The sequence below is a fragment of the Mesorhizobium sp. M0052 genome (assembly GCF_040323255.1).
GTDB lineage: Bacteria > Pseudomonadota > Alphaproteobacteria > Rhizobiales > Rhizobiaceae > Mesorhizobium.
The window spans coordinates 153,954-177,476 of the sequence record NZ_JAMYUS010000005.1 but is presented as its reverse complement, the minus strand read 5'-3'; the positions used below and the strand labels follow the sequence as shown (position 1 = coordinate 177,476).

Here is a 23,523-nt window from a genome sequence, read left to right as displayed (position 1 = left end):
CTCAACTTCACCTTTGGAAATCAAACTTTCATTTGACCCGCATCAAAGCTGCCGGCTCGTTCTTCCTATTCATTGCCTCCCATCAGAGCCTCAATCTGGGAGAGCATCATGACTACGGCTGATTTCAACATCCCTGTTCCGAAAGTCGCGACAGCGGCGCCAACGAAACTTCGACTGGGTTCCCTGACCGCATTGGTCATCGGTTCCATGGTCGGCTCCGGCGTGTTCAGCCTGCCGCAGAACATGGCAGCCGGTGCCGGTCCTCTCGCCATCCTGATTGGCTGGGCCATCACTGCGGTTGGCATGCTGGCGCTGGTCTTCGTCTATCAGTCGCTTGCCACCCGCAAGCCGGAGCTCGACGCCGGGCCCTACGCCTACGCCAAGGCCGGCTTCGGCCCCTTCATCGGTTTCAACAGCGCCTGGGGTTACTGGATCAGCGCCTGGGTCGGCAACGTTTCCTACGCTGTGATCGTGTTCAGCGCCCTGTCCTATTTCTTTCCCGCCTTCGGCGATGGAAACACCTGGCAGGCGGTGCTCGGCGCGTCGATCCTGCTGTGGCTGATCCACATGCTGGTTCTCGCCGGCATCCGGCAAGCGGCGATCATCAACCTCATTGTGACGGTGGCGAAGATCGCTCCGATCGTGCTGTTCGTCGGGGTTGTTGCCGTCGCCTTCAAACTTCAGGTCTGGTCTCTCGACTTCACCGGTCTCGGCAACGCCAGTCTCGGCTCGATCACCGCGCAGGTGAAAAGCACGATGCTGGTGACCCTGTGGGTCTTCATCGGCATCGAAGGAGCCAGCGTCTTTTCCGGTCGCGCCGAGCGCCGCAAGGACATCGCCACGGCGACCGTTCTCGGCTTCTTCACTTGTCTCGCGCTCTACGCCCTGGTGTCGCTGCTGTCGCTTGGCATCCTGAACCAACCCGAACTCGCTGCGTTGAAGAACCCATCGATGGCCGGTGTCCTGGAGGCGATTGTCGGCCCTTGGGGCGCCATCCTGATCAACATCGCGCTGGTCGTGTCCGTGATCGGCGCCTTCCTGAGCTGGACACTGCTCGCCGCCGAAATACCGCATGTCGCCGCCAAGGACGGGACGATGCCAAAATTCTTCGGCCGCGAAAGCGACCGCGGCGTGCCGTCGATCTCGCTTCTGATCACCAACCTGCTCGTGCAAGCCTTCCTGGTGATCACCCTTTTCGCGCAGAGCACGTACCAGGCGCTGTTCTACATCGCGTCGGCCGCAATCCTGGTTCCTTACATCTTTTCCGGCGCTTACGCGGCCAAGCTCGCGCTGATGGGAGAGAGCTACGCGAGTGGCGAGCAGCGCGTCGGTCCGCTATTTGCTGGGTTGCTGGCAACGGTCTACGGGCTGTGGCTCGTCTACGCTGCGGGCCCTGCATACCTGTTCATGTGTGCGATCCTCTATGCGCCCGGCATCATTTTCTACATTTGGGCTCGCCGGGAAACCAATCAACGCGTGTTCCATCCTGTTGAAGCAGCTCTCGCCGCAGCCCTGGTCGCAGTCGCCCTCCTCGCCGTCTACGAGATGTGGACCGGCGCTGTCAGCGCGCTGTGAAGGGGTCGGCACGATGACAAGCCTGGGTGTTCACTCCGAAGTTGGCCGTCTGCGTGAAGTGATGGTTCATCGTCCCGATCTCAGCCTGCGCAGGCTGACACCGGAAAATTGCAAGGCGCTGCTCTTCGACGACGTGTTGTGGGTCAAGCGGGCCCGCCAGGAACACGATGTCTTCGTCGATGCGTTGCGCGAACGCGGTGTGTTGGTGCATTCCTTCGGGGAACTCCTGGCTCAGACGATGAGCCTGACCAAAGCCCGCGACTGGCTTCTCGACCGCCGGGTTCATCCCGGCGTCGTCGGGCTTGACATGGTCGACGAGCTGCGCGGATGGCTCAACGAGATGCCGTCAGAGCAATTGTCATCTTACCTTGTCGGGGGCATTGCCCGCGCCGAGCTTTCTTTCGAACCCAAAGGCCTGACGGGAAGGACGCTCGCCCCCCAGGATTTCGTGCTGCCGCCGCTACCGAACCAGCTTTTCACCCGCGACAGTTCCTGCTGGATCTACGGGTCGGTGTCGGTCAATTCCATGTACTGGCCGGCCAGACGTCCGGAAGCTGCCAATGTCGAAGCCGTCTATCGTTTCCATCCCCACTTTCGCGACAGTGGCATTCCATTCGTGTCGCCAGACTTGGGAACCGGCACCAGCCTGGAAGGCGGCGACGTCATGCCGATCGGGGGTGGAACGGTTCTCGTCGGTATGGGGGAGCGCACCACCCCGCAAGCCGTCGGCGGCCTTGCGCGCAGCCTGTTCGCGGCGGGTGAAGCGACGCGTGTGATTGCCGCGCTAATGCCACGGGACCGCAGCTTTATGCATCTCGATACCGTATTCACCTTCTGCGATCGCGACCTTGTCACATTGTATCCGCCGGTGGTTGACCGGCTGCGTACCTTCTCGCTGCGGCCGGGCGATGGAGCGGCGGCAGTCGAGGTCACCGATGAGACGAAACCGTTCACGACGGTGGTTGCCGAAGCCCTTGGCCTGAATTCGCTGCGGATCATCGCCACCGGCGGCGACCGCTACGAGACCGAGCGCGAGCAATGGGATGACGGCAACAATGTCGTGGCAATCGAGCCCGGCGTAGTCATCGGCTACGACCGCAACGTCTACACCAACACGCTTCTGCGCCGTGCCGGAATTGAAGTGATCACGGTCGAAGGCGCCGAGCTTAGTCGCGGCCGCGGCGGCGGTCACTGCATGACCTGCCCGATTGCCCGCGACCCGATTTGACCCGAAAGGAAATACGATGTCGATCAATCTTCACGGCCGCTCCGTCCTGACCCTCGATGACCTCACCGCCGAAGAAATCCGCTTTCTTCTCAAGCTGGCCGCAGACCTCAAGGCGGCCAAGCTGGCCGGACACGAGATCCCGCGTCTTGTCAGAAAGAACATCGCTCTGATCTTCGAGAAGGATTCGACACGCACACGGACGGGGTTCGAAGTGGCGGCCTATGACCAGGGCGCTCACGTAACCTACTTTGGCCCTACCGGCAGCCATATCGGCCACAAGGAATCCATGAAGGACACCGCTCGCGTCCTCGGCCGCATGTATGACGCGATCGAGTTTCGCGGCTTTGGCCAGCACCAGGCCGAAGTGCTGGCTACATATGCCGGCGTGCCGGTCTACAACGGCCTCACCGACGAGGCGCATCCGACGCAGATCCTCGCCGACCTCATGACCATGCGTGAATTCACGCACAAGCATCTTTCGGACATGACCGTCACCTTTGTTGGCGAGGGCCGGGACAATGTCGCACGGTCGCTGGCGTTGGGGGCAGCGAAGGTCGGCATCGACATGCGCATCGCCTCGCCAAAGGAACTCTGGCCGGATGAGGAATTCTGCGCTCATGTCCGCGACCTGGCGGAGCGCAGCGGTGGCCGCTTCCGACTCGACGAGGACGTGACGGGGTGCGTCCAGGAGGCTGATTTCATCTACACTGATGTCTGGATGTCGATGGGCGAGGACAAATCCGGCTGGACCGAACGTATCCGCCTTTTGACGCCCTACCGGGTTACGAGCGAAGTGATGGCCGCCGCCCGCAACCCCCACGTCAAATTCATGCATTGCCTGCCGGCATTTCACGACACCGAGACCGAGATCGGCGCCTTCGTAGCGAAGGAATACGGCATGGACTGCATGGAGGTCACCGACGAGGTGTTCGAGTCGGCCGCGTCGGTCGTCTTCGATCAGGCCGAAAATCGGATGCACACGATCAAGGCTCTGCTCGTGGCAACGATCGGCAACTGAGATGCTTATTGTCGTTGCACTCGGCGGAAACGCACTGCTGCGTCGTGGAGAACCGATGACGGCCGGCAACCAGCGCGCCAACATCGTACGCGCTGCGTCCGTGCTGGCCAAACTCGTCAGCGAAGGGCATTCGATTGTCGTCACGCACGGCAACGGTCCGCAGGTGGGACTTCTGGCCCTGCAGGCAGCTGCAACCTCGGATGGCCGCACATTTCCACTCGACGTGATTGGCGCCGAAAGCGCAGGGATGATCGGCTACGTCATTGAGCAGGAACTCGGCAACCTCCTCAAAGAGAGGCTGTTTGCGACCCTGCTGACACAGGTGAAGGTCGATCCACACGATCCCGCTTTCGCTCACCCGACGAAGCCTATCGGCCCGGTCTACGATGAGGCAACCGCAACCAGGCTTGCCAGCGAGCGCGACTGGCAGATAGCACCCGATGGCGACAAATGGCGCCGCGTCGTGCCGTCGCCCAGGCCGCTGGAGATCCTGGAAGCTGCAGTGATCTCGTTCCTGGTCGAGCGCGGCGTGATCGTCATCTGCACCGGTGGCGGTGGTGTTCCAGTGATAGCCCGCGACGACGGCAGTCTTTTCGGCGTGGAAGCAGTTATCGACAAGGACCTGGCAAGCTCACTGCTCGCCCGCCAATTGAAAGCCGACATGCTGCTCCTGTTGACCGATGTCGACGCCGTCTATGTCGATTACGGAACGGCGACTGCTCGGGCGCTCCGGCGCGTGGATCCGAAGGAGGTGTCGGGGTGGAATTTTCCCGCCGGCTCCATGGGACCGAAAGTCAGCGCTGCGGCGGAGTTCGCTGAAGCAATGGGCAAACCTGCCGCTATCGGCAAGCTCGATGACGCCGTCGAAATTGTCAGGGGCGAACGCGGTACCTGGTTCAAAGCCAGTTGGAGCGTGGATTGATGCGTTTCAAGGCCGCTTGAACGCCTAGTGCCATGAGCGGTGCCGGCATCAGGCTTCGCTTCGGACCATCCCGGCGGTGCGACGGGTCCATGACGATGTAGCCTGAGGGACTGGCAAGATGTGCAGGCTTTGATGCGCATCAAGGCGGAAGGTCGCACCTCGGGCGATCCTGCAATAAAGCTCATCGGAGGAACGACAATGACCTTCAACACCATCATGGTCCAACTCGATGTCGATTCCCCGGCAGTGCCGCGAACGACCTACGCGCTGGAGTTGGCGCGACGCTTCGAGGCTACGCTGATCGGTTTTGCGGCGGCTGATGCATATGTGTTTGTTCCTGGTGACGATGGCGACACGGCGGCGGCTGAAATTATGCGGCAGCGCCGGAACGGGATCGAGGATCGCCTGAAGATCCTGAAGGAAGAATTCCTGAGTGTCGTTGTCGGACACGATGCCTCCTGGCGCGAGGAGGTCGGCGATCCAACATGTATGCTGGCGATGCATGCGCGCGCAGCCGACCTCATCGTGACCGGGGCTCCCGCACGAGGAGTTCCGAGCGACCGTCACCGGATGGTCGATGTCGGAACGTTGGTACTGTCGGCCGGGCGGCCCGTGTTGCTTGCGGCTGACAAGGTTGCGCCGCCTAAGTCCGAAAATGTTCTGGTGGCTTGGAAGGATACCCGCGAGGCGAGGCGCGCGGTCACCGATGCGATGCCCTTTTTGACCGGTGCACAACATGTCCTTGTGGCGACGATCGAGGAACAGAACCTGAGAAACGCACGCGAAAGCGTCGGGGACGTCATCCGGTTCCTGATGAGACATGGCGTCGAGGCAAGATCGGAGGTTTTGGACGTCGGCCAAGCGGACGCTTGCGAAGCCGTGTCCGAAGTCGCCCGGGCGATGGGTGCAGATATTGTGGTCGCGGGCGGCTATGGCCACAGTCGTATCCGCGAATGGGCTTTTGGCGGCATGACCCGCTCCTTGCTGAAGCAAGGGGCGATTAACCGGCTGCTCTCGAACTGACCCACTGGGAGCAGGGATACGCAGAGTCGAGGCGAATGCGAGCGGGAGACCAATGATGGCAAAGAGAACGGACAAGGTCGAGGTTGGCATGGATCTGGCCGCGAGGTGCCGCGTTACCGAAACTTGGCAAGACGATCTGGGGGACCGGTGGGCCACGGTTCTGATCGAGGGCCACGACATCCCGGTCACACTCAAGGTAGTCCACTTTTACCCGTTCGATGACGGCAACTAGCGCGTGACCAGGGCATATGGCGGCGCGACTGTGGGACCTGATCTCTTGAAGCCGCGGCTGGATTTGGGAAGGCCGTTGGCGGATGAGTCACACGGTCTGGCGGCTCTAAGAGTGCATGCCGTCGCGGCGGAATGGCTTAACGTGGCTTGGCGGTGCCGAATTTGCTGCAGCGTCTGCAGTCGTGCGTTTGTAAACAAGGCGTATGACAAAGGCGAAGTATGCGACCTGCAGAACTACAAGGTCGATAATCGCCCAGCCTACCGTGGTCCAGATTGACCCGGTTGCCGCGTAAGCCCACAGACACACAATACCCGAGGTCAAAAACATTCCGAGCAGGAATTGCGCAAGATACATCGCGGTCCACCCAGCCGTTCGACGAAGGATTTCGAAACGACTCTATTGCTGTCGCCCAAAGCGAACGAGGTCTTAAGCGACCGGCGCGCCTGGCCACTTGATGTGGATCAACAATCCGCGCGACTAGGTAGTTTCCCGTAGGGATATAACCGAATTTCGCGACCCGCGGATTCGCGCGATTGCTGTGTCACGGAACAACCGGGAAAACAGCCATGCACGCTTACACCGCTTCCAGAATTTCATTGCCGACGCATTCTGCTCAGCCGAGCCTGCCAGCGGTCTTTGGCTCGGAACCGCAACTGCCCGTCAACTTCTTTCCCGCCGGTTCGGAGATTTATGCTCAAGGTGAGAAGGCCGGCGCTCTCTACCAGGTCGAATTCGGCGCCGTGCGCATCTACCGCCTGCTCGCGGATGGCCGCCGGCAGATCAGCGCCTTCCACCTCGCCGGAGAGACTTTCGGCTTCGAAGCCGACACGAAGCATCATTTCTTCGCCGAGGCTATCAACGCCACCGGGGTACGCGCCTTCCGCATCGGCACTGGAGCGGACATGTCCCATCAGCTGTTGCCCCTGGCGCTCAAGGGCCTGACGAGGGCGCAGGAGCACCTCCTGGTGCTTGGCCGCCAGAACGCTATCGAACGCGTAGCCGCTTTCCTCGTGGATATGGCGGAGCGGCAGGGCGGCTTGCGGCAGGTTGAGTTGCCAATGTCGCGTATGGACATCGGCGACTATCTCGGCCTCACCATCGAGACCGTATCGCGGGTGTTCACCCGGCTGAAAGACAAGGGCGTCATCCGGCTGCTCAACCTGCGCAGCATTGAAATTGTCAAACACGACGCGCTCCATTGCATGAGCGAATGACCGAGCATCGTCGAACGGCGGCATGGGAACCGCTGATGACTCACCGTTCGTGACTTCGCAATGGCGTTAGACTCGAAGTGCATTTGATCCACCGCAACCACGGATTGATCCGATGCGAGCTCGAATTAGATCAAGGTGAATTGCGCGAAGGGAGTTCGCAGCTCGGCGTCGCTTGCAACCTGCCTGCATCACGTGCCCCTGCTAGTCCGTGCGGCCACGCCTTGCGCGATATTCGTCAATGAAATCAGATATTTCGAGCAATTTCTTTTCGATCTTCGCTTCATCACTTTCGGGATTTGATGCCATGCTCTTAACCAATTCCCCTTGGTGCTCGACCAATACCTTCCCGTAGTAGGCATGAGTGGTGCTAACCCGGCTATGTCCAAGATTTTGACTTAAAGCCCTGTCTTGGAGAATGCTCAGTTTTCGCCCGTACATCTCGTGGACAATCATATGGCGGAAACTGTGTGGACCGTGAGCTGGAAATCCATTGGCTTGAAAAGCGGCTTTGACCACGCGGGTTGCCATCTGTCCGTCGGCCCAATGGTCCTTTGTAAAACAGCGCTTTTGAAAAGACGCTGATCTGCCTCGCTCGAAATGCATCTTCGGAAAAAGGGGGTCGGCATCGCTGAAGGAAAATTTTGTGCGCAGGACGTTCACCCAATCGACGAAGATTTCCGTCCAAAACGCGTGCATTGGGAACAAAAAGGAAGATATCTCCTTGCTGAATTTCGTTTCAACCTCTCGAGATGCTTGTCGAACAAGGAGCCTTTCGACGTCGACACGTTTTAGTTTCAGCGTTCGTGCGGCATTGACGCGAATGCCAGTTAGACCGAAGAGCGCCACCAGCGCTCTGTTGCGCTGTTCCTCAAATGTTTGAGCGGGCATAGACCTCAGGACCGAAGTCACGTCGTCGATGCTTGGGAACTTGCGAGGCGATGAAGCCTGACCAGAGCGCCGCTCTTTCGAAGTCAGATTGAGATACTCAACATCGTTCGAATTTATGTTGCGATTGAAACCGGGTTGGCCCTTCAACCAGACCAAGAACCGCTTCACAGTCTTTAGGATCGAAAGGATGGTGGGCAGTTCAAGAGGCCCCGCTTTGAGATAGGATTTAAAATCCATCGCTTCTTGTTTGCAAAACGATTTTCGATCGACGAACGCGCCAAACTGGTCGAATATCAGGAGCGCAATTTCGTCCTTTCGGATCGATTTAGATGATCTCCCTTGGGCGTGTTCGCAGAATTCAAAGAAGCTGCTTTTCAATCGCTCATTGTGAGGATTGCGGGGAAGGACGACCGGGCGTGATACGCTGCTATCTGAACCGTTGTTCGTGCCAAGATTGATGGCTGGTGACGGCTCAGAAGGGGCTTTGGAACGTGATTGACTATGGCTGGGCGCTAACTCTGCATAGGAGTCAGCCTCCATTGCGGGTTTGGTGCTCCAAGTATCACGCACAACGAATCCCGCTATTTCGCCCACTGAAACAGACAGCATCTTCTGAAAATGAGCCGCGTCGGAATTCGTCATTGTCCGGTTCATTTTCGATCCGCAGTGGATGCAAACCGCACCGACCTGGGTAGCGCCAGCTCTTGTTGGCAGGATCATTACGCTTCCCTGCAGCGGCCGCCTGGCCACCTTGCAGCCCAGACAATGCATCATGCCGGGTGGGCAGGGATTTCGCCGCTTCTCCCATTTTTCATGCAGCCACGCACGTACCACCCAGCCGAACAGCATCGTCGGCTGCAATTCATCCATCGGCTGCAGCCCATCCTTTATCCATTCGCGTACGGTGGCATCTTCGCGCTCGGTCGCTGCCGCGAGCTCCGCAATCGTGTAGGACTTGGTAGCGCGGATCTTTCGATAGTCTGGGCGTCGCTTTTTCATTGAGATCATGGATTTACCCATCGATTGGGAGGGGCGTCGTTCAACCAAGGGCCGGTGTCACCGACGCCGTTTGCAGGCGTTATTTGATGCGTTGGGATGTTGGCGAAGGATGAGAGCTTGGCCGCTCGAGCGTCGGTTGAAACCTGGCTTCGAAAGCTGTGAGCTCGGTCAGCCGCCACCGTGTGCAGCCTGGTCCTATTTTGACCGGCTTGGGAAAGTTTGGGCGATCGGAGGACCACCGCCAAACACTGTTCACGGAAATGCGATAGCGCTCAGCGATATCTTTAACTGAAAGGAAAATCTCTGGAACATACGACATTGACGACCGGGCCTTTGCCGTGGCTAAGCCACAGCTGTTGCCCGCACGTCATGCGCGGTGTTGCTCGAAGACCGCAGAGGTCAAGAGTTAGATTCCATACGGCACCCCAGATCGGCTAGACCCAAGAGCTATCAGGATGCCCCAACAGATAGCGATTCGCTTTGCGGATCAAGATGGGGGCTTGCGGGGGGCCGAACCGCTTCACAAAAGTCTGCCCAATCCTGCATAGGCTGCCGGCGCTTGTCGAACAGATCGCCACGCCTATAAGCAGCCTCGACCTTATTTCGTATGGAATGGGCCAACGCCATTTCGGCCACATCGCTTGGGTATGCAGTGCGCTCCGCAACCCAATCACGAAATGTAGACCGGAAGCCATGTGGAACTGCTGAAACGCCCATTCGCCTCATGGCCGCTGACAGCGTCATGTCGGACAGTGCCCCTCCTCGAGGCGCTGTAAAAACCAGGTCCGAATTCAGGAACCTTGGGACTTTGCCTAGGGCATGCGTGGCTTGTCGAGAGAGAGGTACGCTGTGTTCCCTCCCCGTTTTCATTCGATGAGCTGGGACTGTCCAGACAGAGCTCCGCAGATCAAACTCGTCCCACTTTGCCTCACGCACTTCGCCTGATCGAGCGGCGGTTAGAATGGCAAATTCTAACGCCTTGGCCCCTACCCCTTCGATCCGCTTCAATGCGACCAGGAACGCTGCAATCTGATCGAACGGCAAGGCTGGATGATGTGATACGGCCTTCAGTTTCTTCGGCTTGGGAAGAATTGCATCAAGGTTCCCCTTCCATCGGGCGGGGTTCTCTCCCGATCGAAACCCCGACACTGTGGCCCAGGACAAGACGTTTTCAATCCGACCCCGGAGCCGTGTCGCCGTCTCAGTCTTGTCAGCCCAGATAGGTTCGAGAACCTGGACAATGTGCGCCAGGGAGATCGATCCTACCGGCAACCCGCCCAATGCTGGAGACGCGTAGGTCAAGATCGTCGTCAGAACTTGCGCGGCGTGTTTTTCGTTCCGGTATTCGCGACGCTTCGACTTATGCCATCGCCGCGCCGCTTCATCGAAGGTAATTTCACTGGCGGCCGCAGACAGCAAGGCTCTCCTAGCCACACGCCTTTGTTCGGCAGGGTCATTACCCCGATCAACTGCTGCACGCATCTCACGCGCTTTCTCTCGAGCTTGGGCCAGTGTGACATCCGGATATCCACCAAGCCCAATCTCGCGCCGGCGTTGCCCAATTGAGATTCGAAGCAACCAGGAGCGTGCGCCTGTATCCTTGACCTGCAACGCCAGACCCGCCACACCGCCGACGGCGTGTAATCCCGGTTTCGAAAGGCGCTTGACCTCTAACGGCCCTAGTTCTTTGGCTTTGCGCGGCAAAAGGACACTCCAAGACCCATCATTGGACCCACCAAAAAGTATGAAACATCGCGAGACGAGATGCAACAGGATAAGGCAGTCAAAGACTCTACATGTCTGAATTTGAATGATATTCTGAAGGGCCCGAAACGTCATGATATTGCTGGGCGGCGGACACTCCCTCCGCCAGATATTTTGGCTATCGTGCTGAATTGCCGCTGTATTTTCAAAGAGGGCCAAATCTTTCCTAACTTCCTAAAACGAAGAAGCCTGCCACCGTGAGGCAGCGGGCCAGCGTGAGCGCAAACGTTGCGCGAGCCCCAGGATCAACGTTCGTCCTGGCGATAGAGCCGTTTGGTCGCGCGGTCGCTTTCCATGCGTTCTGCAGGACCACGGTGGCGTCGGGTCATAAGAACGTATGCCATCAATAGGGCCAGCAACAGTGGCCCACCAGCAACGACGATCAACCACATCACACTTTCAAACATGAGGCATCTCCTTCACGTCACAACCGTCAAGGAGAAGAACCGTTCCGTTCAAAGTTACAGCAACACCAGCACCTCCTGCGACTGAGGGTCGTTTTCCCATGTGACCGTTTCGGAAATCCGGGCTCCGCTGCAACAAAAGGCTGCGGCTGCACGTTGCGGTTGATCATTCAACCAGGAGCAAAGCAAATGGCCGACGACAAAACGAAGACGGACTTCCGCGATCGGGACCGCGTCTCTGCCGATGAGGATTATGAAGTCGAGTATTTCGCCACCAAGGCCGGCATCACCCCGCAGCAGGTCAAGGAATTGATCGCGAAGCACGGCAACCGACGCGAGACGCTGGAGCGGGAAGCGAAGGCTCTGGGGAGCGGTAGGTAGGCCGGCATGCCAGAGTACCAGGTGGAAGAGTGGCATGGAGAGGAGTGTGTCTCAACTCAGGCCACGAGCGCCGATGATCCGTTATCTGCGGTAGAGAAGGTCACGGGCCAAAGGGTGTCGCCTAGAGCGCTTCAGGAGCATTGGTTTCGTGTGGTCGATGAAGATGCGCGAAGCACGCATGAATTCAGCCTTGAGGACGGCGGCGCGGCTGCAGATTTCGCAAAATAGCCATCACCAGAATCTCGGACCTGCATTGGGACCAACGCTGCAGACAGGCGAGAAAGGTGCAGCCGCCGGGCGGACCCGACGGCTTATCGTCGATTGGATCGCGGCCGCCGCATGGGGCCTTAAGGCGCGGCCGGCGCCAGCTTGGCGGCTACTTGGTCGATCTTGTCGGCAAGTACGCTATTGGCCCAATCTGTCACCTCAGGGTCAACGGGCTTGTTGGCCATTTGGGCAAGGGCTGCATCGATCGATGGGACGTTGGCAGCGGCAGCTGTGGCGGCGGTCTGAGCAGCGGCCGCATCCTGGGTGGCGTCATCGAGCGCTGCCTGTGCTGCATCGAGGTCGGCCTGCGTCGGGACATCTTCGGGCGGGGTATTCGGGTCAGCCGCTTTCGCATTCAGCGCGTCGAGCGCCGCTTTGGCGTCGGCAACCGCCTGATTAGCGGCATCGAGCGCCGATTTAGCGTTCTTGGCTATTGCCGACTGTGTCACAAAAGCCTGCACGCCAGCGAAGTTCTTGCTCTTGGAGTGCATAAAGGCGTTGGCGTTGCGCTGCAGTGAGTTCAATCGGCCCAGCTTGGCATGGATATTCTTTTCCTTGGACACTGAACCGGTAGCGGCCTTGGCGACCTGGCCCTTGGCGGATGCCGACTTGCCGAGCGAACCGCCGCCTCCGCCATTGCCGCCAGCATTACCGTTTCCTCCGCTATTGCCATTGCCATTGCCGTTACCGTTACCGTTACCATTGCCATGGCCGTTACCATGGCCGTTGCCACCAGCAGCAGCCAGGGCCGGCGACACCAGAAGCGAGAACACCGCAAATGCAGCAAAAAGGGTCTTTCGGGATGTCATAACTACCTCCGAGATTGCCACCGCCACTAACCGCTATAGCGGGCAACATGAGGAATCGCTAACACGAAGGGTAAACTTGGATATAGCTGTGCTTTCATTGCGAGAACGAAGCGGCCGGCCGGCGAAACGCCAACCAGCATAACTCTTTGAAATTGCTGAAGTAGATCACCCTCGTTGGGACCGGCCGGCCTTCCGAACTCAAAGGTCCTAGACCGCTCGGACCAAGGTCTTAAGCCGTGGTTTCGGCCGCGACTCAGAAGTCGTGACGGCGCGGCGACCTTCGGTAGTCGGCACCGTATCGGCCTGAGGCCGAGCTCGACATCGATCCGCTGCTGTGTCTCAAAACACCGCCTAAGTGGTTGTATTCTCTGTCTTTTGATATAAGCGCTAGTCTGAGGTAAATTTCGACCGGCATCTGGCGGGCTTACGTTATGCAGCATCGAACGTTCTTTGGCGGCAAGGTCACCGAGATCCCCACTTCGTTACATTGCGATCCCAGGGGAATGCTGACCGCTATCGAGTTCAGCGGCTACAATTTCCAAGCCGTGCGGGCGTTCGTCGTCACCGCGCCGCGCGGCACGTCGCGGGGCGGACATGCACACGGCTCGGGCCGGCAATTGATGATGCAGCTGTCGGGCGAGATCGGCATCGAATTTCGCTATCAGGAACAGATCGAACGGCTGACGCTCACCGCATCGAACCGCGCGGTGCTGGTCGATGCCCCGGTGTGGGCGCTGCAGACCTATGAAGGCGAGAACCCGTCTTTGCTGGTTTTCTGCGATACCGAATACGACCCTGAAAACTACGTATCGAACCCCTGATGACACTCATCGGGAAAGGAGAGGCCGCGATGCGCGCCAGGACATGACAGCGCCTCGCGGCAGAATGGCTATTCTCGGCGCCGGCATCATGGGCGCCAGCCTCGCTCTCATGATGGCCCGCAGAGGCTACGCGGTGTCCCTCTTCGACAAGGAGAGCGAGCCGATGGCCTGCGCCAGCCGTTGGAACGAGGGCAAGATTCATCTCGGCTATCTTTACGGGAACGATCCCTCGCTGCTGACCGCCCGGCATCTGCTTTCGGGAGGACTGTGTTTCGGCAGGCTTGTTTCCGAGCTGATCGGAAGCAATCTGGAAGCGCACACGACCTTTTCGGAAGACCTTTATCTGGTCCATCGCAACTCGATCGTCGCTGCCGAGGCGCTGGGGGCGATCTTTGAACGTGTGGATGTATTGGTGCGCAGCCACGCTGACGCCACCAGCTACCTTGCCGACGTATCGGCGGCGCGATCGAATCGGCTTTCCAAAACTGAATTGGCCGATGTCACCAACTCGGACCAGATCGTCGGCGGCTTCCAGGTGCCGGAGCGATCCATCAACACGCGATGGGTTGCCGACCGGCTTTGCGCCGTGCTTCGGGGTGAACCCAACATCAGCTTGCGAATGGCGGCCAAAGTCCTGTCGGCAAAGCCGGTGGACGGAATTGACGGGAAATGGCGCGTGGCGGTCGCAGGCGAGAAAAGCGAGGCGTTCGACATTGTCGTCAATTGCCTATGGGAGGGGCGGCTGGCTGTCGACCGCACGGCCGGCATCGAGCCGGTTCCCGGATGGTCGCACCGCTACCGGCTTTGCCTGTTCGGCCGCACCAGCCAGCCTGTCGATGTGCCGTGCGCGGTCGTCGCCCTTGGCCCATTCGGCGACATAAAAAACTATAACGGGCGCAACTTCTATCTCTCCTGGTATCCGAGCGGGTTGCTTGCGGAGAGTGGCGAATTGTCGATCGAAACGCCACAAGCGCTCGATGCCGACGCACGACAGCGGTTCATCGGCGACGTTCGCGCCACGCTCACTCGGTTGGTGCCCAGTGTTTCCAGCATGTTCGACGATGCCGAGGAACTTGAGGTACGCGGCGGCTTCGTGTTTGCGCAAGGGCGTGGTTCGCTCAGCGACCCGAAAGCCACGATCCATCGCCGCGACCAATTCGGGGTCAACCGCCTGGGCAACTACATCTCGGTCGACACAGGTAAATATTCGACGGCGCCGTGGCTTGCCGACAGGCTGGCGCGGCAAATCTGCGGGATCGAGTGAATGGGTGAGACAGAACACGGCGGCGCGAAGCAGGTAGCGCAGAAACAAGTCGAGCTTCGATCCGGCTGGCGGCCGAAGGTCACCGCGCTGGTGCCATGCTACAATTCGGCGGCATTCATTTTGCGTACGCTGGACAGCCTCGCCGCGCAGACCTGGGACAATATCGAGATCCTGGTCGGCGAGGACAATTCGACCGACGCGACATTCGAGATCGTTTCGGCCTTCGCCGGCGGCCGCGACGATGTCCGTATCCTGCGCCGGGACAAAAACCTGGGATGGCTGAAGAACTCCAACGATCTGATGGCCAATGCCAGCGGCGAATTGATGTTCTTTGCCTTCCATGACGACGTCATCGATCCAACCTATATCGAGGCGCTGGTGCGGGCGCTCGATGCCAATCCCGAGGCCGTACTGTCGTTCAGCGATGTCGAAGTGATCGAAGTCAGACGCGAAAGTGCCACGTGGAAGTTCGACCTGCTGGAGGGCTTGCAGGACGGTTTTGTGCGTGGCCGGGTGATGGCGCGCCAGCCGCATGGATGGTGGGTCCCCAACCGTGGGGTATTCAGGGCCTGGGCGTTCCACCGCAGCGGCGGGATCAAGCCCAACAGCCAAGGCGAATTCAGCGCCGACTGGACCTGGCTTCTGCATCTGTCGCTGCTCGGCGGCTTTGTCCGCGTGCCGCAAGTGCTCTGCCACAAATACTATCGGGCGGGCAGCATCAGCCGGCGCTGGGAACGCAACAGCACCCAACGAAGGGCATTGAGGGCGGCGGGGATAAGGGAGGTCTGGCACAGCGAGGCCGGCCTGGCACAGAGAACCTTCCTCGCTGCCTATATCGCCTTGCGGCCGTGGCGGTGGCTGCCGCGATCGCGAGAAGCGGAAAGACGGGGAAACAGGCAATCGGTGCATGGCAGCCCGGACAATTAAGAATGGCGCCGGCGACGTGTCAAAGCGGCTGCGTCAAGACACCCTGCCCGGCCAACGACGATTTCCGCGCATATCCGGCTGCCCCAAAATGGCACTCCGGTTGATTTTTCACGCGAGTTATGGTCGTTCTCCCGCCCATGAAAAAACTATTCCTTGCGGCGCTGGCCTCGGTGACGCTGGCCTGGCCCGCCCACGCGATGGACGCCGCCCTGCGCGCCGGCCTGCTGAAACTCGACCCGGAGACCCGGCTGGAGCAGAGATGCGACGCCGAAGTGCTCGACCGCATCAGCCATGACGACCACAAGTACAAGGCAGACCGCGTCGTCGCCTACGCCTTCGCGACGCCGGAAATGAAAGCCGATGTCATCCGCAGCCCGGGTGCTGCCTTCCGCAGCAAGGGACAGTGGTACCGGCTGAAGTTCAAATGCGAGACGGCGCCGGACCATATGGAGGTCCTGCAGTTCCGTTACCGCATCGGCGACGAGATTCCGGAAGCCGACTGGGCGAAGTACAATCTCTACGACTGAATTCGCTGCGACCAGAATTCTCTCTGGCAGAACGACCTTCCCTATTCCCGTGGCTTTCAGCGTCGGCCGTTAGAGCGGTTCAGCTTTTTATGGAGCAGCTGACCCACTCTAACTCTTTGTTTTTGCATAATTCCCGACGGAAAACCGCTACGCACTTTTCCTGGAATTGCGCCGGCAGTCTCTTGACGCGCGGGAACCATACACGTTAGGGCGTCGGCATATCCGACGACGAACACGCCGATACAGCAAGGGGCTCCGGTCGATGGACATTTTCAGCGCTGCAAGCATGACGGCCCTCCTCCAGGTCATCGCCATCGATCTGGTGCTTGCCGGCGACAATGCCATCGTCATCGGCCTTGCCGCCGCCGGCCTGCCGGTCGAGCAGCGCAAGAAAGCCATCCTGATCGGCGTGTTGGCAGCGACGGTGCTGCGCATCCTGTTTGCCGCCGTCACCGTCAAGCTTCTTGCCATTGTCGGCCTGCTGCTGGCCGGCGGCATCCTTTTGTTGTGGGTGTGCTGGAAGATGTGGCGCGAGCTGCGGACGTCGCATGCCGACGAGTTCGAGGCGACCGAGGCGCTGTCCGATTCCGACCTCAACAGCGACAGAACGGTAGGTGGCAAGGCGCCGCGCAAGACGCTCGGCCAGGCGGCCCTGCAGATCGTCGTCGCCGATGTTTCGATGTCGCTGGACAATGTGCTGGCGGTCGCCGGTGCGGCGCGCGATCATTTTCCGGTGCTTGTCATAGGTCTGGTGCTGTCGATCGCCTTGATGGGCTTGGCCGCGAGCTTCATTGCCAAGCTGCTGCACCGCCACCGCTGGATCGCTTATGTCGGCCTGCTGATCATTCTCTACGTCGCGATCGATATGGTCTATCGCGGCGTTGTCGAGGTCTGGCCGCATGTCAGTCCTGTGGTGAGCTGACTCTGCCGGTCCTACAGCTTCTGTATATTACGGGTATCTGCCGGAGGCAGTGGTCGCGTTCGCCGCAGCCGCTGCCCATACCAATGCCGCAATAAGTGTGGTACTGGCCGCCGATCCCGAAAAACCCGGAATGTTTCTCATGTCTGCGCCTCGCGTCAGTTTCGTCAGCCTTGGATGCCCGAAGGCGCTTGTGGATTCCGAGCGCATCATCACGCGCCTGCGCGCCGAAGGCTATGAGATCGCGCGCAAGCATGACGGCGCCGACCTTGTCGTCGTCAACACCTGCGGCTTTCTCGATTCGGCCCGCGACGAATCGCTCAACGCCATTGGTTCGGCGCTTTCGGAAAACGGCCGGGTGATCGTCACCGGCTGCCTCGGCGCCGAGCCGGACGTCATACGAGAGAAGCACCCCAACGTCCTCGCCATCACCGGCCCGCAGGCCTATGAGAGCGTGATGGCTGCGGTGCATGAGGCGGCGCCGCCCAGCCACGATCCCTATATCGACCTTCTGCCGCCGCAAGGCGTCAAGCTGACGCCGCGCCACTACGCCTATCTCAAGATTTCCGAAGGCTGCAACAACCGCTGCACCTTCTGCATCATTCCGGCACTGCGCGGCGACCTCGTCTCGCGCCCGGCGGCCGATGTGCTGCGCGAGGCCGAGAAGCTGGCCAAGGCCGGCGTCAAGGAACTGCTGGTCATCTCGCAGGACACCAGCGCCTACGGCATCGACATCAAGTACCAGACGTCGATGTTCGGCGACCGCGAAGTGCGGGCGAAATTCCTCGACCTTTCGGAGGAGCTGGGCAAGCTCGGCATCTGGGTACGCATGCACTATGTCTACCCCTACCCGCATGTCGCCGATGTCATCCCGCTAATGGCGGATGGAAAAATCCTTCCCTATCTGGACATCCCCTTCCAGCACGCCTCGCCGCAGGTGCTGAAGAACATGCGCCGTCCAGCCCATGGCGAAAAGACGCTGGAGCGCATTCGCGGCTGGCGCGAGGTGTGCCCGGATCTGGCGATACGCTCGACCTTCATCGTCGGTTTCCCCGGCGAGACCGACGAGGATTTCGAGATGCTGCTCGACTGGCTGGACGAGGCCAGGATCGATCGCGCCGGCTGCTTTAAATACGAGCCGGTCCGCGGCGCCCGCTCCAACGATCTCGGCCTCGAACAGGTGCCGCAGGAGATCAAGGAAGCGCGCTGGCATCGCTTCATGCAGCGCCAGCAGAAGATCTCGGCGACGCAGCTGGCCAAGAAGGTCGGCAAGCGCCTGCCGGTGCTGATTGACGAGGCGCATGGCACGTCTGCCAAGGGCCGGACAAAATACGACGCGCCCGAGATCGACGGTTCGGTGCATATCCAGTCGCGCCGCCCGCTGCGCCAAGGCGACATCGTCACGGTCAAGATCGACCGCGCCGACGCCTACGACCTTTACGGCTCGGCGGTTTAGAAAATTACCAAAAAGGGCGCCTCCCGGCGCCCTCGGATTTTTGGCACAGCCCTCGGCGCGGTTTCGCAGTCGAAGCGTGCAGCCCGCGAAATGAAAAAGGGCGCCGCGCGGCGCCCCTTCTCCTTTGCGTTTCCGATATTTACTGCGGCAACTTGTCGTCGACGCCCTTCACATAGAAGTTCATGCCGAGCAGCGTGCCGTCGTCGGCGACTTCGCCGTCCTTGAGCCACGGCGTGCCGTCCTGCTTGGCGACCGGTCCGGTGAAGGGGTTCCAGCCATCTGCGATTTTCTTGGCGGTTGCCTCGGCCATCGCCTTCACATCGTCCGGCATGTTGGTGAAGGGCGCCAGCTTGACGGCGCCGTCCTTGATGCCGAGCCAGACATTGTCCGGCTTCCAGGTGCCGTCGAGCGCTGCCTGAACGCGGCTGATGTAGTACGGCCCCCATTCGTCCGTCAGCGAGGTCAGCTGCGCGTTCGGCGCGAACTTGATCATGTCGGAGGACTGGCCGAAGCCGTGCAGCTTGCGCTCTTCCGCCACCTGCAAGGCAGCGGTGGAATCGGTGTGCTGAACGATGATGTCGGCGCCCTGATCGAACAGTGCCTTGGCCGCGTCAGCTTCCTTGCCCGGATCGAACCAGGAGTTCACCCAGACGATCTTGGCCTTGAAGTTCGGGTTGACCGATTGCGCGCCGAGCATGAAGGAGTTGATGCCCATCACCACTTCGGGGATCGGGAAAGAAACGATATAGCCGGCGACCCCTGCCTTCGATTCCTTGGCGGCGATCTGGCCGAGCACGTAGCGGCCTTCATAGAAGCGCGCATTGTAGATGCCGAGATTGTCAGCGGTCTTGTAGCCGGTGGCGTGCTCGAACATCACTTTGGGGAACTTCTTGGCGACCTTCACTTCCGGGTCCATGAAGCCGAAAGAGGTGCCGAAGATGATCTTGCAGCCTTCGCGCGCCAGACGCTCGAAAGCGCGGTCGGCATCGGGACCTTCCGAGACGTTCTCGAGATAGGCGGTTTCGACCTTGTCGCCGAGCGCCTTCTCCACCTCGAGGCGGCCTTGGTCGTGCTGGTAGGAATAGCCGAAATCGCCGATCGGGCCGGTGTAGACCCAGCATGCCTTCAACTTGTCGGCGGCCTGTGCGGACGCCGCCAGTGACATGGCGGCGGTCGTGGTCATCAACGCGATAAGCAGTTTTTTCATTGTGTTACCTCTCTGAGTTTAGCCTTGGAGCTTCCCGTTTGTTTTTGTTGTCAACGATCCGGAACGAATGGCTGCCCCAAGGAAGCCGGCGTGTTCATCATCGTCAGACGCTTGTTGCGCGAGATTAGAACGAGAACCACGACGGTTGCCAGATAGGGCAGAGAAGAAAGCAGCTGCGAAGGCACCGGAATGCCAAATGCCTGTGCATGAAGCTGGCCGATCCACACCGCGCCGAAGATGTAGGCGCCGGCCAGCACGCGCCACGGACGCCAGGAGGCGAAGACGACCAGCGCCAGCGCGATCCAGCCGCGGCCCGCGCTCATGTTCTCTACCCATTGCGGCGTGTAGACCAGCGACAGGTGGCCGCCCGCAAGGCCGGCGCAGGCGCCGCCGAAGATGACCGCGAGATAGCGGTAGCGGATGACTTTGATGCCGAGCGCATGTGCCGATGTGTGGCTGTCTCCGATCGAGCGCAGGGTGAGGCCGGTGCGGGTCTTGAACAGGAACCACATGACGGCCGCCGTCAGCGCGATCGAGATGTAGAAGATTGGGTCCTGGCCGAACAACAGCCTGCCGACGACGGGAATGTCGGTGAGCACCGGAACGTAGAGGTTTGGCAGCCGCTCGCCCGGCTGGCCGACGAAGCTGGTCCCCATCATGCCGGACAGGCCGAGGCCAAGCAGCGTCAACGACAGGCCGGTCGCCACCTGGTTGGTGGCGAGCGACAGCGTCATCACCGCAAACAGCAGCGAGAACACGGCACCCATGGCGATTGCCGCCAACAGGCCGATCCAGGGCGATCCCGTGAGATAGCCGGCGCCGAAGCCGCCGACGGCGCCCATGATCATCATGCCTTCGACGCCGAGGTTGAGCACGCCGGAGCGCTCGACCACGAGTTCGCCGATTGCCGCTATTAAAAGCGGCGTTGCCGCCGTGGCGATGGTCAAAAGGATGTTGACGGCGATGTCCATCAGCGGGCTTCCTTCAACTTCGGCGCGGCTTCAAGCTTCGCCGCGCTTTTCGTCAGCGCCATGCCGACCAGGCGAATGCGGTAATGGATGAGCGTGTCGCAACCGAGCACGAAGAACAAAAGCATGCCCTGGAACACACGCGCCACCTTGTCGGAAATGCCGAGCGCGCTTTGCACCGCCTCGCCGCCGAGATAAGTCAGCGCCAGCACCAGGCCGGCGGCGACGATGCCGAGCGGATTGAGCCGGCCGAGGAACGCCACAATGATCGCTGTGAAGCCGTAGCCGGGCGAGATCACCGGTTGCAGCTGGCCGATGGCGCCGGAGACTTCCGAAATGCCGGCAAGCCCGGCCAGCGCGCCTGACAGCAGGAAGGCGAAGAAGACCATGCGGTTGAGGCCGAAGCCGGCGAAGCGCCCTGCCCTCGGGCTGGAGCCGAGCACGCGGACCTCAAAACCCTTGAGCAGGCGGCTCATTAGCACCCAGATCAGCACGGCTGCAACAAGCGCGAAGACAAAACCCCAATTGGCACGGCCGGCGTCCGGCATCAGTTCCGGCAGGACCGCCGAGTCGTTGAACTGGATCGTCTGCGGAAAACCATGGCCCTGCGGATCGCGCCAGGGGCCGCGCACCAGCCAGTCGAGGAAAAGCTGGGCGACGTAGACCAGCATCAGGCTGGTCAGGATTTCGTTGGTGCCGAAGCGCGTCTTTAGGAGAGCAGGGATTGCCGCATAGGCGGCGCCGCCGACCATGCCGAACAACAGCATCAGCGGCAGCACAAGCGGGCCTTCGAACCCGGGAAACAGCACCGGAATGGCCGAGCCGAAAATGCCGCCGAGGATGAACTGTCCCTCAGCGCCGATGTTCCAGATGTTGGCCTTGTAACAGACCGACAGGCCGACCGCGATCAGGATCAAAGGTGCGGCCTTGATCGCCAGTTCATGCAACTGCCAGACCTGGCTGATCGGCTCGATGAAATAGATCTCGAATGCGCTCAGCGGGTTGACGCCGAGCAACGCGAACAGAACCGCGCCGGCGATGATCGTCAGGGCGAAGGCGATGAAGGGCGACAGCGCGGAAAACAGCATCGAGCGCTGCGGGCGTTTGACGAGTTCGAGGCGCATCATGCCGTCTCCAGACCATGTTCGGCGTGGCCGGGCTCGGCGCCGCCCATCAACAGGCCGATCTTTTCGAAAGTTGCCTCGGCGATCGGCAGCGGTTTCGACAATTCGCCATTGTGCATGACCGCGATCGCGTCCGAAATCTCGAACAGCTCATCGAGGTCCTGGCTGATGACCAGAACCGCCGAGCCGCTGCGCGCCAGTTCGATCAGCGCCTGGCGGATGTGGGCGGCGGCACCGGCGTCGACGCCCCAGGTCGGCTGGTTGACGACCATGACGGCAGGGCTGCGGTCGAGTTCGCGGCCGACGATGAATTTCTGCAGATTGCCGCCCGACAGGGCCGCGGCTTCCGGATCGGGCGCGCTCTTGCGCACGTCCATCGCCACGATGATGCGCTGGGCGGCGGCATAGACCGCTCCGCTTTTGACCGTGCCGCCGGCGCCGACAAAAACCTTGCCGTCGGTGGCGTGCCGCGACAGAAGCAGATTTTCCGAAAGCTTCATGCGTGGCGCCGCGCCATGGCCGAGGCGTTCTTCCGGCACGAAGGCAGCGCCCATCAGCCGCCGGCCTGTGATCGAGAGCGAGCCGGCATCCTTGCCGCGGATGCGCACGGATGCGGCGTCCTGCTGCAGCACCTCGCCGGAGACGGATTCGAAGAACTCGCCCTGGCCGTTGCCGGCGACACCGGCAATGCCGATCACCTCGCCGGCGCGCACAGTGAGGTTGATATTCTTCAGCGGGATCGAAAACGGGGTTGCCGGCTTGCGGCTGAGGGCGCGGATTTCGAGCAGCGGCTGCGCGGCCTCGATGCCTTCGGCCGGTGCGCGCACCACGGCCTTCACCTCGTTGCCGACCATCATGCGGGCCAGCGACGAAGCCGTTTCCTCGCGCGGGTTGCAATGGCCGACGACCTTGCCGTGACGCAGCACGGTGGCGCGGTCGCAGATGCGTTTGACCTCTTCCAGCCGGTGCGAAATGTAGAGGATGGATTTGCCCTCCGAGCGCAGGCGCTCAAGCGTTTCGAACAGCTTGTCGGCTTCCTGCGGCGTCAGCACCGAGGTCGGCTCGTCGAGGATGATGAGCTGCGGCGTCTGCAACAGGCAGCGGATGATCTCGATGCGCTGGCGTTCGCCGACCGAGAGATCGCCGACCAGCGAGTCCGGATCGAGCGGCAGGCCATAGCTGAAGGAAAGCGCCCTCGCCTTGGCCGCGATCGAGCTGATCGGTGAGCCGTCATCCAGAGACAGAGCGATATTCTCGGCCGCGGTCAGCGCCTCGAACAGCGAAAAGTGCTGAAACACCATGCCGATGCCGAGCTTCTTCGCCATGCCCGGACTGGTGATCCGCACCGCTTCGCCGTTCCAGAATATCTCGCCGGAATTGGGCTCCAGCGAACCGAACAGCATCTTGACCAGCGTCGACTTGCCGGCGCCGTTTTCGCCAAGCAGCGCGTGGATCTCGCCCTTGGCGATGTTGAGGTCGATATGATCGCACGCAGTCAGCGTGCCGAATATCTTGGTCAGGCCACGAACCTCAAGCAGGTTCGCTCCATCATGATCTGCACTCACAGTGCCTCCCATCCGGTTTCC

General features: G+C 60.5%; 23 protein-coding genes. 14 read left to right on the top strand and 9 right to left on the bottom strand.

The features are described 5' to 3' along the window. The first annotated feature begins 108 nt into the window (after positions 1 to 108). The 6 genes from arcD to NKJ77_RS08295 all read left to right on the top strand — a co-directional run bounded on the left by arcD (position 109) and on the right by NKJ77_RS08295 (position 5,998). Positions 109 to 1,575, top strand: coding sequence for an arginine-ornithine antiporter (gene arcD, locus NKJ77_RS08320; protein WP_352534821.1), 1,467 nt, complete (start codon positions 109 to 111; stop codon positions 1,573 to 1,575). A gap of 13 nt (positions 1,576 to 1,588) precedes the next feature. Next, positions 1,589 to 2,803 carry an arginine deiminase gene (locus tag NKJ77_RS08315; RefSeq protein WP_023829815.1) on the top strand — a complete coding sequence of 405 codons (1,215 nt, stop codon included), beginning with the start codon at positions 1,589 to 1,591 and terminating at the stop codon, positions 2,801 to 2,803. Between the two features lie 16 nt (positions 2,804 to 2,819). Then, on the top strand, positions 2,820 to 3,821 hold the full coding sequence (gene argF, locus NKJ77_RS08310; protein ID WP_023835091.1) for an ornithine carbamoyltransferase: 1,002 nt from the start codon (positions 2,820 to 2,822) through the stop codon (positions 3,819 to 3,821). Between the two features lies 1 nt (position 3,822). Continuing rightward, positions 3,823 to 4,743, top strand: a complete 921-nt coding sequence (gene arcC / locus NKJ77_RS08305) for a carbamate kinase (protein ID WP_023829817.1) — start codon at positions 3,823 to 3,825, stop codon at positions 4,741 to 4,743. 132 nt (positions 4,744 to 4,875) lie between these two features. Further along, entirely contained in the window at positions 4,876 to 5,766 is an 891-nt protein-coding gene (locus NKJ77_RS08300) for a putative universal stress family protein (RefSeq protein ID WP_352519936.1), read from the top strand. A gap of 55 nt (positions 5,767 to 5,821) precedes the next feature. Continuing rightward, entirely contained in the window at positions 5,822 to 5,998 is a 177-nt protein-coding gene (locus NKJ77_RS08295; protein ID WP_023829819.1) for a hypothetical protein, read from the top strand. 105 nt (positions 5,999 to 6,103) lie between these two features. On the opposite strand, the gene NKJ77_RS32390 is transcribed toward NKJ77_RS08295, so the two are convergent. Continuing rightward, the gene (locus tag NKJ77_RS32390) at positions 6,104 to 6,325 is read right to left on the bottom strand and encodes an exopolysaccharide production repressor protein (RefSeq protein WP_502902090.1); all 222 of its coding nucleotides are present in this window, start codon (positions 6,323 to 6,325) and stop codon (positions 6,104 to 6,106) included. A gap of 239 nt (positions 6,326 to 6,564) precedes the next feature. On the opposite strand from NKJ77_RS32390, the gene NKJ77_RS08290 reads away from it, so the two are divergent. Then, on the top strand, positions 6,565 to 7,212 hold the full coding sequence (locus NKJ77_RS08290) for a helix-turn-helix domain-containing protein (RefSeq protein ID WP_023829820.1): 648 nt from the start codon (positions 6,565 to 6,567) through the stop codon (positions 7,210 to 7,212). A 201-nt stretch (positions 7,213 to 7,413) separates the two neighbouring features. On the opposite strand, the gene NKJ77_RS08285 is transcribed toward NKJ77_RS08290, so the two are convergent. From NKJ77_RS08285 to NKJ77_RS08275, 3 genes are all read right to left on the bottom strand, one after another. Further along, complete coding sequence (locus NKJ77_RS08285; RefSeq protein WP_352534818.1) at positions 7,414 to 9,108, bottom strand: tyrosine-type recombinase/integrase; 1,695 nt, start codon at positions 9,106 to 9,108, stop codon at positions 7,414 to 7,416. 441 nt (positions 9,109 to 9,549) lie between these two features. Beyond that, positions 9,550 to 11,022 carry a tyrosine-type recombinase/integrase gene (locus NKJ77_RS08280; RefSeq protein ID WP_352534816.1) on the bottom strand — a complete coding sequence of 491 codons (1,473 nt, stop codon included), beginning with the start codon at positions 11,020 to 11,022 and terminating at the stop codon, positions 9,550 to 9,552. Positions 11,023 to 11,108: 86 nt separating this feature from the next. After that, positions 11,109 to 11,270 carry a hypothetical protein gene (locus tag NKJ77_RS08275; protein ID WP_023691300.1) on the bottom strand — a complete coding sequence of 54 codons (162 nt, stop codon included), beginning with the start codon at positions 11,268 to 11,270 and terminating at the stop codon, positions 11,109 to 11,111. Positions 11,271 to 11,456: 186 nt separating this feature from the next. On the opposite strand from NKJ77_RS08275, the gene NKJ77_RS08270 reads away from it, so the two are divergent. Then, the gene (locus NKJ77_RS08270) at positions 11,457 to 11,648 is read left to right on the top strand and encodes a DUF3606 domain-containing protein (protein WP_023668952.1); all 192 of its coding nucleotides are present in this window, start codon (positions 11,457 to 11,459) and stop codon (positions 11,646 to 11,648) included. 347 nt (positions 11,649 to 11,995) lie between these two features. Here NKJ77_RS08270 and NKJ77_RS08265 read toward each other — a convergent pair whose 3' ends face one another. Then, complete coding sequence (locus tag NKJ77_RS08265) at positions 11,996 to 12,724, bottom strand: hypothetical protein (protein WP_352534814.1); 729 nt, start codon at positions 12,722 to 12,724, stop codon at positions 11,996 to 11,998. Positions 12,725 to 13,155: 431 nt separating this feature from the next. Between NKJ77_RS08265 and NKJ77_RS08260 the strand changes: the two genes are divergently transcribed. The 6 genes from NKJ77_RS08260 to rimO all read left to right on the top strand — a co-directional run bounded on the left by NKJ77_RS08260 (position 13,156) and on the right by rimO (position 18,638). Next, complete coding sequence (locus NKJ77_RS08260) at positions 13,156 to 13,545, top strand: sugar 3,4-ketoisomerase (protein ID WP_023696117.1); 390 nt, start codon at positions 13,156 to 13,158, stop codon at positions 13,543 to 13,545. Positions 13,546 to 13,588: 43 nt separating this feature from the next. Continuing rightward, a complete protein-coding gene (locus tag NKJ77_RS08255) occupies positions 13,589 to 14,809 on the top strand; it encodes an FAD-dependent oxidoreductase (RefSeq protein ID WP_352534812.1) in 1,221 nt (406 codons plus the stop codon). Continuing rightward, entirely contained in the window at positions 14,810 to 15,736 is a 927-nt protein-coding gene (locus NKJ77_RS08250) for a glycosyltransferase family 2 protein (RefSeq protein WP_352534810.1), read from the top strand. A 119-nt stretch (positions 15,737 to 15,855) separates the two neighbouring features. After that, a complete protein-coding gene (locus NKJ77_RS08245; RefSeq protein WP_032904882.1) occupies positions 15,856 to 16,263 on the top strand; it encodes a DUF930 domain-containing protein in 408 nt (135 codons plus the stop codon). A 262-nt stretch (positions 16,264 to 16,525) separates the two neighbouring features. Further along, positions 16,526 to 17,185 (top strand): TerC family protein, encoded by a 660-nt coding sequence (locus tag NKJ77_RS08240; RefSeq protein WP_023668959.1) that lies wholly within the window; start codon positions 16,526 to 16,528, stop codon positions 17,183 to 17,185. A 139-nt stretch (positions 17,186 to 17,324) separates the two neighbouring features. Then, positions 17,325 to 18,638 (top strand): 30S ribosomal protein S12 methylthiotransferase RimO, encoded by a 1,314-nt coding sequence (rimO, locus tag NKJ77_RS08235; protein WP_023691314.1) that lies wholly within the window; start codon positions 17,325 to 17,327, stop codon positions 18,636 to 18,638. A gap of 139 nt (positions 18,639 to 18,777) precedes the next feature. Here rimO and NKJ77_RS08230 read toward each other — a convergent pair whose 3' ends face one another. The 4 genes from NKJ77_RS08230 to NKJ77_RS08215 are packed head-to-tail and all read right to left on the bottom strand — an operon-like array spanning position 18,778 to position 23,514. Continuing rightward, the gene (locus tag NKJ77_RS08230; protein ID WP_023682527.1) at positions 18,778 to 19,845 is read right to left on the bottom strand and encodes a BMP family ABC transporter substrate-binding protein; all 1,068 of its coding nucleotides are present in this window, start codon (positions 19,843 to 19,845) and stop codon (positions 18,778 to 18,780) included. A 50-nt stretch (positions 19,846 to 19,895) separates the two neighbouring features. Further along, positions 19,896 to 20,816, bottom strand: a complete 921-nt coding sequence (locus tag NKJ77_RS08225) for an ABC transporter permease (RefSeq protein ID WP_023668962.1) — start codon at positions 20,814 to 20,816, stop codon at positions 19,896 to 19,898. Further along, positions 20,816 to 21,940: an ABC transporter permease gene (locus tag NKJ77_RS08220; protein WP_031193354.1), complete on the bottom strand. Its 1,125-nt coding sequence runs from the start codon at positions 21,938 to 21,940 to the stop codon at positions 20,816 to 20,818. Before NKJ77_RS08220 ends, NKJ77_RS08225 begins: the two co-directional genes overlap by 1 nt. Further along, entirely contained in the window at positions 21,937 to 23,514 is a 1,578-nt protein-coding gene (locus tag NKJ77_RS08215; protein ID WP_023691315.1) for an ABC transporter ATP-binding protein, read from the bottom strand. The genes NKJ77_RS08220 and NKJ77_RS08215 overlap by 4 nt, the downstream gene beginning before the upstream one ends. Positions 23,515 to 23,523 lie beyond the last annotated feature (9 nt).

Bases quoted from the DNA above. Each gene is read 5' to 3' on its own strand.
- arcD (WP_352534821.1), top strand. From the start codon at position 109: ATGACTACGGCTGATTTCAACATCCCTGTTCCGAAAGTCGCGACAGCG.
- NKJ77_RS08315 (WP_023829815.1), top strand. From the start codon at position 1,589: ATGACAAGCCTGGGTGTTCACTCCGAAGTTGGCCGTCTGCGTGAAGTG.
- argF (WP_023835091.1), top strand. From the start codon at position 2,820: ATGTCGATCAATCTTCACGGCCGCTCCGTCCTGACCCTCGATGACCTC.
- arcC (WP_023829817.1), top strand. From the start codon at position 3,823: ATGCTTATTGTCGTTGCACTCGGCGGAAACGCACTGCTGCGTCGTGGA.
- NKJ77_RS08300 (WP_352519936.1), top strand. From the start codon at position 4,876: ATGCGCATCAAGGCGGAAGGTCGCACCTCGGGCGATCCTGCAATAAAG.
- NKJ77_RS08295 (WP_023829819.1), top strand. From the start codon at position 5,822: ATGGCAAAGAGAACGGACAAGGTCGAGGTTGGCATGGATCTGGCCGCG.
- NKJ77_RS32390 (WP_502902090.1), bottom strand. From the start codon at position 6,325: ATGTTTTTGACCTCGGGTATTGTGTGTCTGTGGGCTTACGCGGCAACC.
- NKJ77_RS08290 (WP_023829820.1), top strand. From the start codon at position 6,565: ATGCACGCTTACACCGCTTCCAGAATTTCATTGCCGACGCATTCTGCT.
- NKJ77_RS08285 (WP_352534818.1), bottom strand. From the start codon at position 9,108: ATGATCTCAATGAAAAAGCGACGCCCAGACTATCGAAAGATCCGCGCT.
- NKJ77_RS08275 (WP_023691300.1), bottom strand. From the start codon at position 11,270: ATGTTTGAAAGTGTGATGTGGTTGATCGTCGTTGCTGGTGGGCCACTG.
- NKJ77_RS08270 (WP_023668952.1), top strand. From the start codon at position 11,457: ATGGCCGACGACAAAACGAAGACGGACTTCCGCGATCGGGACCGCGTC.
- NKJ77_RS08265 (WP_352534814.1), bottom strand. From the start codon at position 12,724: ATGACATCCCGAAAGACCCTTTTTGCTGCATTTGCGGTGTTCTCGCTT.
- NKJ77_RS08260 (WP_023696117.1), top strand. From the start codon at position 13,156: ATGCAGCATCGAACGTTCTTTGGCGGCAAGGTCACCGAGATCCCCACT.
- NKJ77_RS08255 (WP_352534812.1), top strand. From the start codon at position 13,589: ATGACAGCGCCTCGCGGCAGAATGGCTATTCTCGGCGCCGGCATCATG.
- NKJ77_RS08250 (WP_352534810.1), top strand. From the start codon at position 14,810: ATGGGTGAGACAGAACACGGCGGCGCGAAGCAGGTAGCGCAGAAACAA.
- NKJ77_RS08245 (WP_032904882.1), top strand. From the start codon at position 15,856: ATGGTCGTTCTCCCGCCCATGAAAAAACTATTCCTTGCGGCGCTGGCC.
- NKJ77_RS08240 (WP_023668959.1), top strand. From the start codon at position 16,526: ATGGACATTTTCAGCGCTGCAAGCATGACGGCCCTCCTCCAGGTCATC.
- rimO (WP_023691314.1), top strand. From the start codon at position 17,325: ATGTCTGCGCCTCGCGTCAGTTTCGTCAGCCTTGGATGCCCGAAGGCG.
- NKJ77_RS08230 (WP_023682527.1), bottom strand. From the start codon at position 19,845: ATGAAAAAACTGCTTATCGCGTTGATGACCACGACCGCCGCCATGTCA.
- NKJ77_RS08225 (WP_023668962.1), bottom strand. From the start codon at position 20,816: ATGGACATCGCCGTCAACATCCTTTTGACCATCGCCACGGCGGCAACG.
- NKJ77_RS08220 (WP_031193354.1), bottom strand. From the start codon at position 21,940: ATGATGCGCCTCGAACTCGTCAAACGCCCGCAGCGCTCGATGCTGTTT.
- NKJ77_RS08215 (WP_023691315.1), bottom strand. From the start codon at position 23,514: ATGGGAGGCACTGTGAGTGCAGATCATGATGGAGCGAACCTGCTTGAG.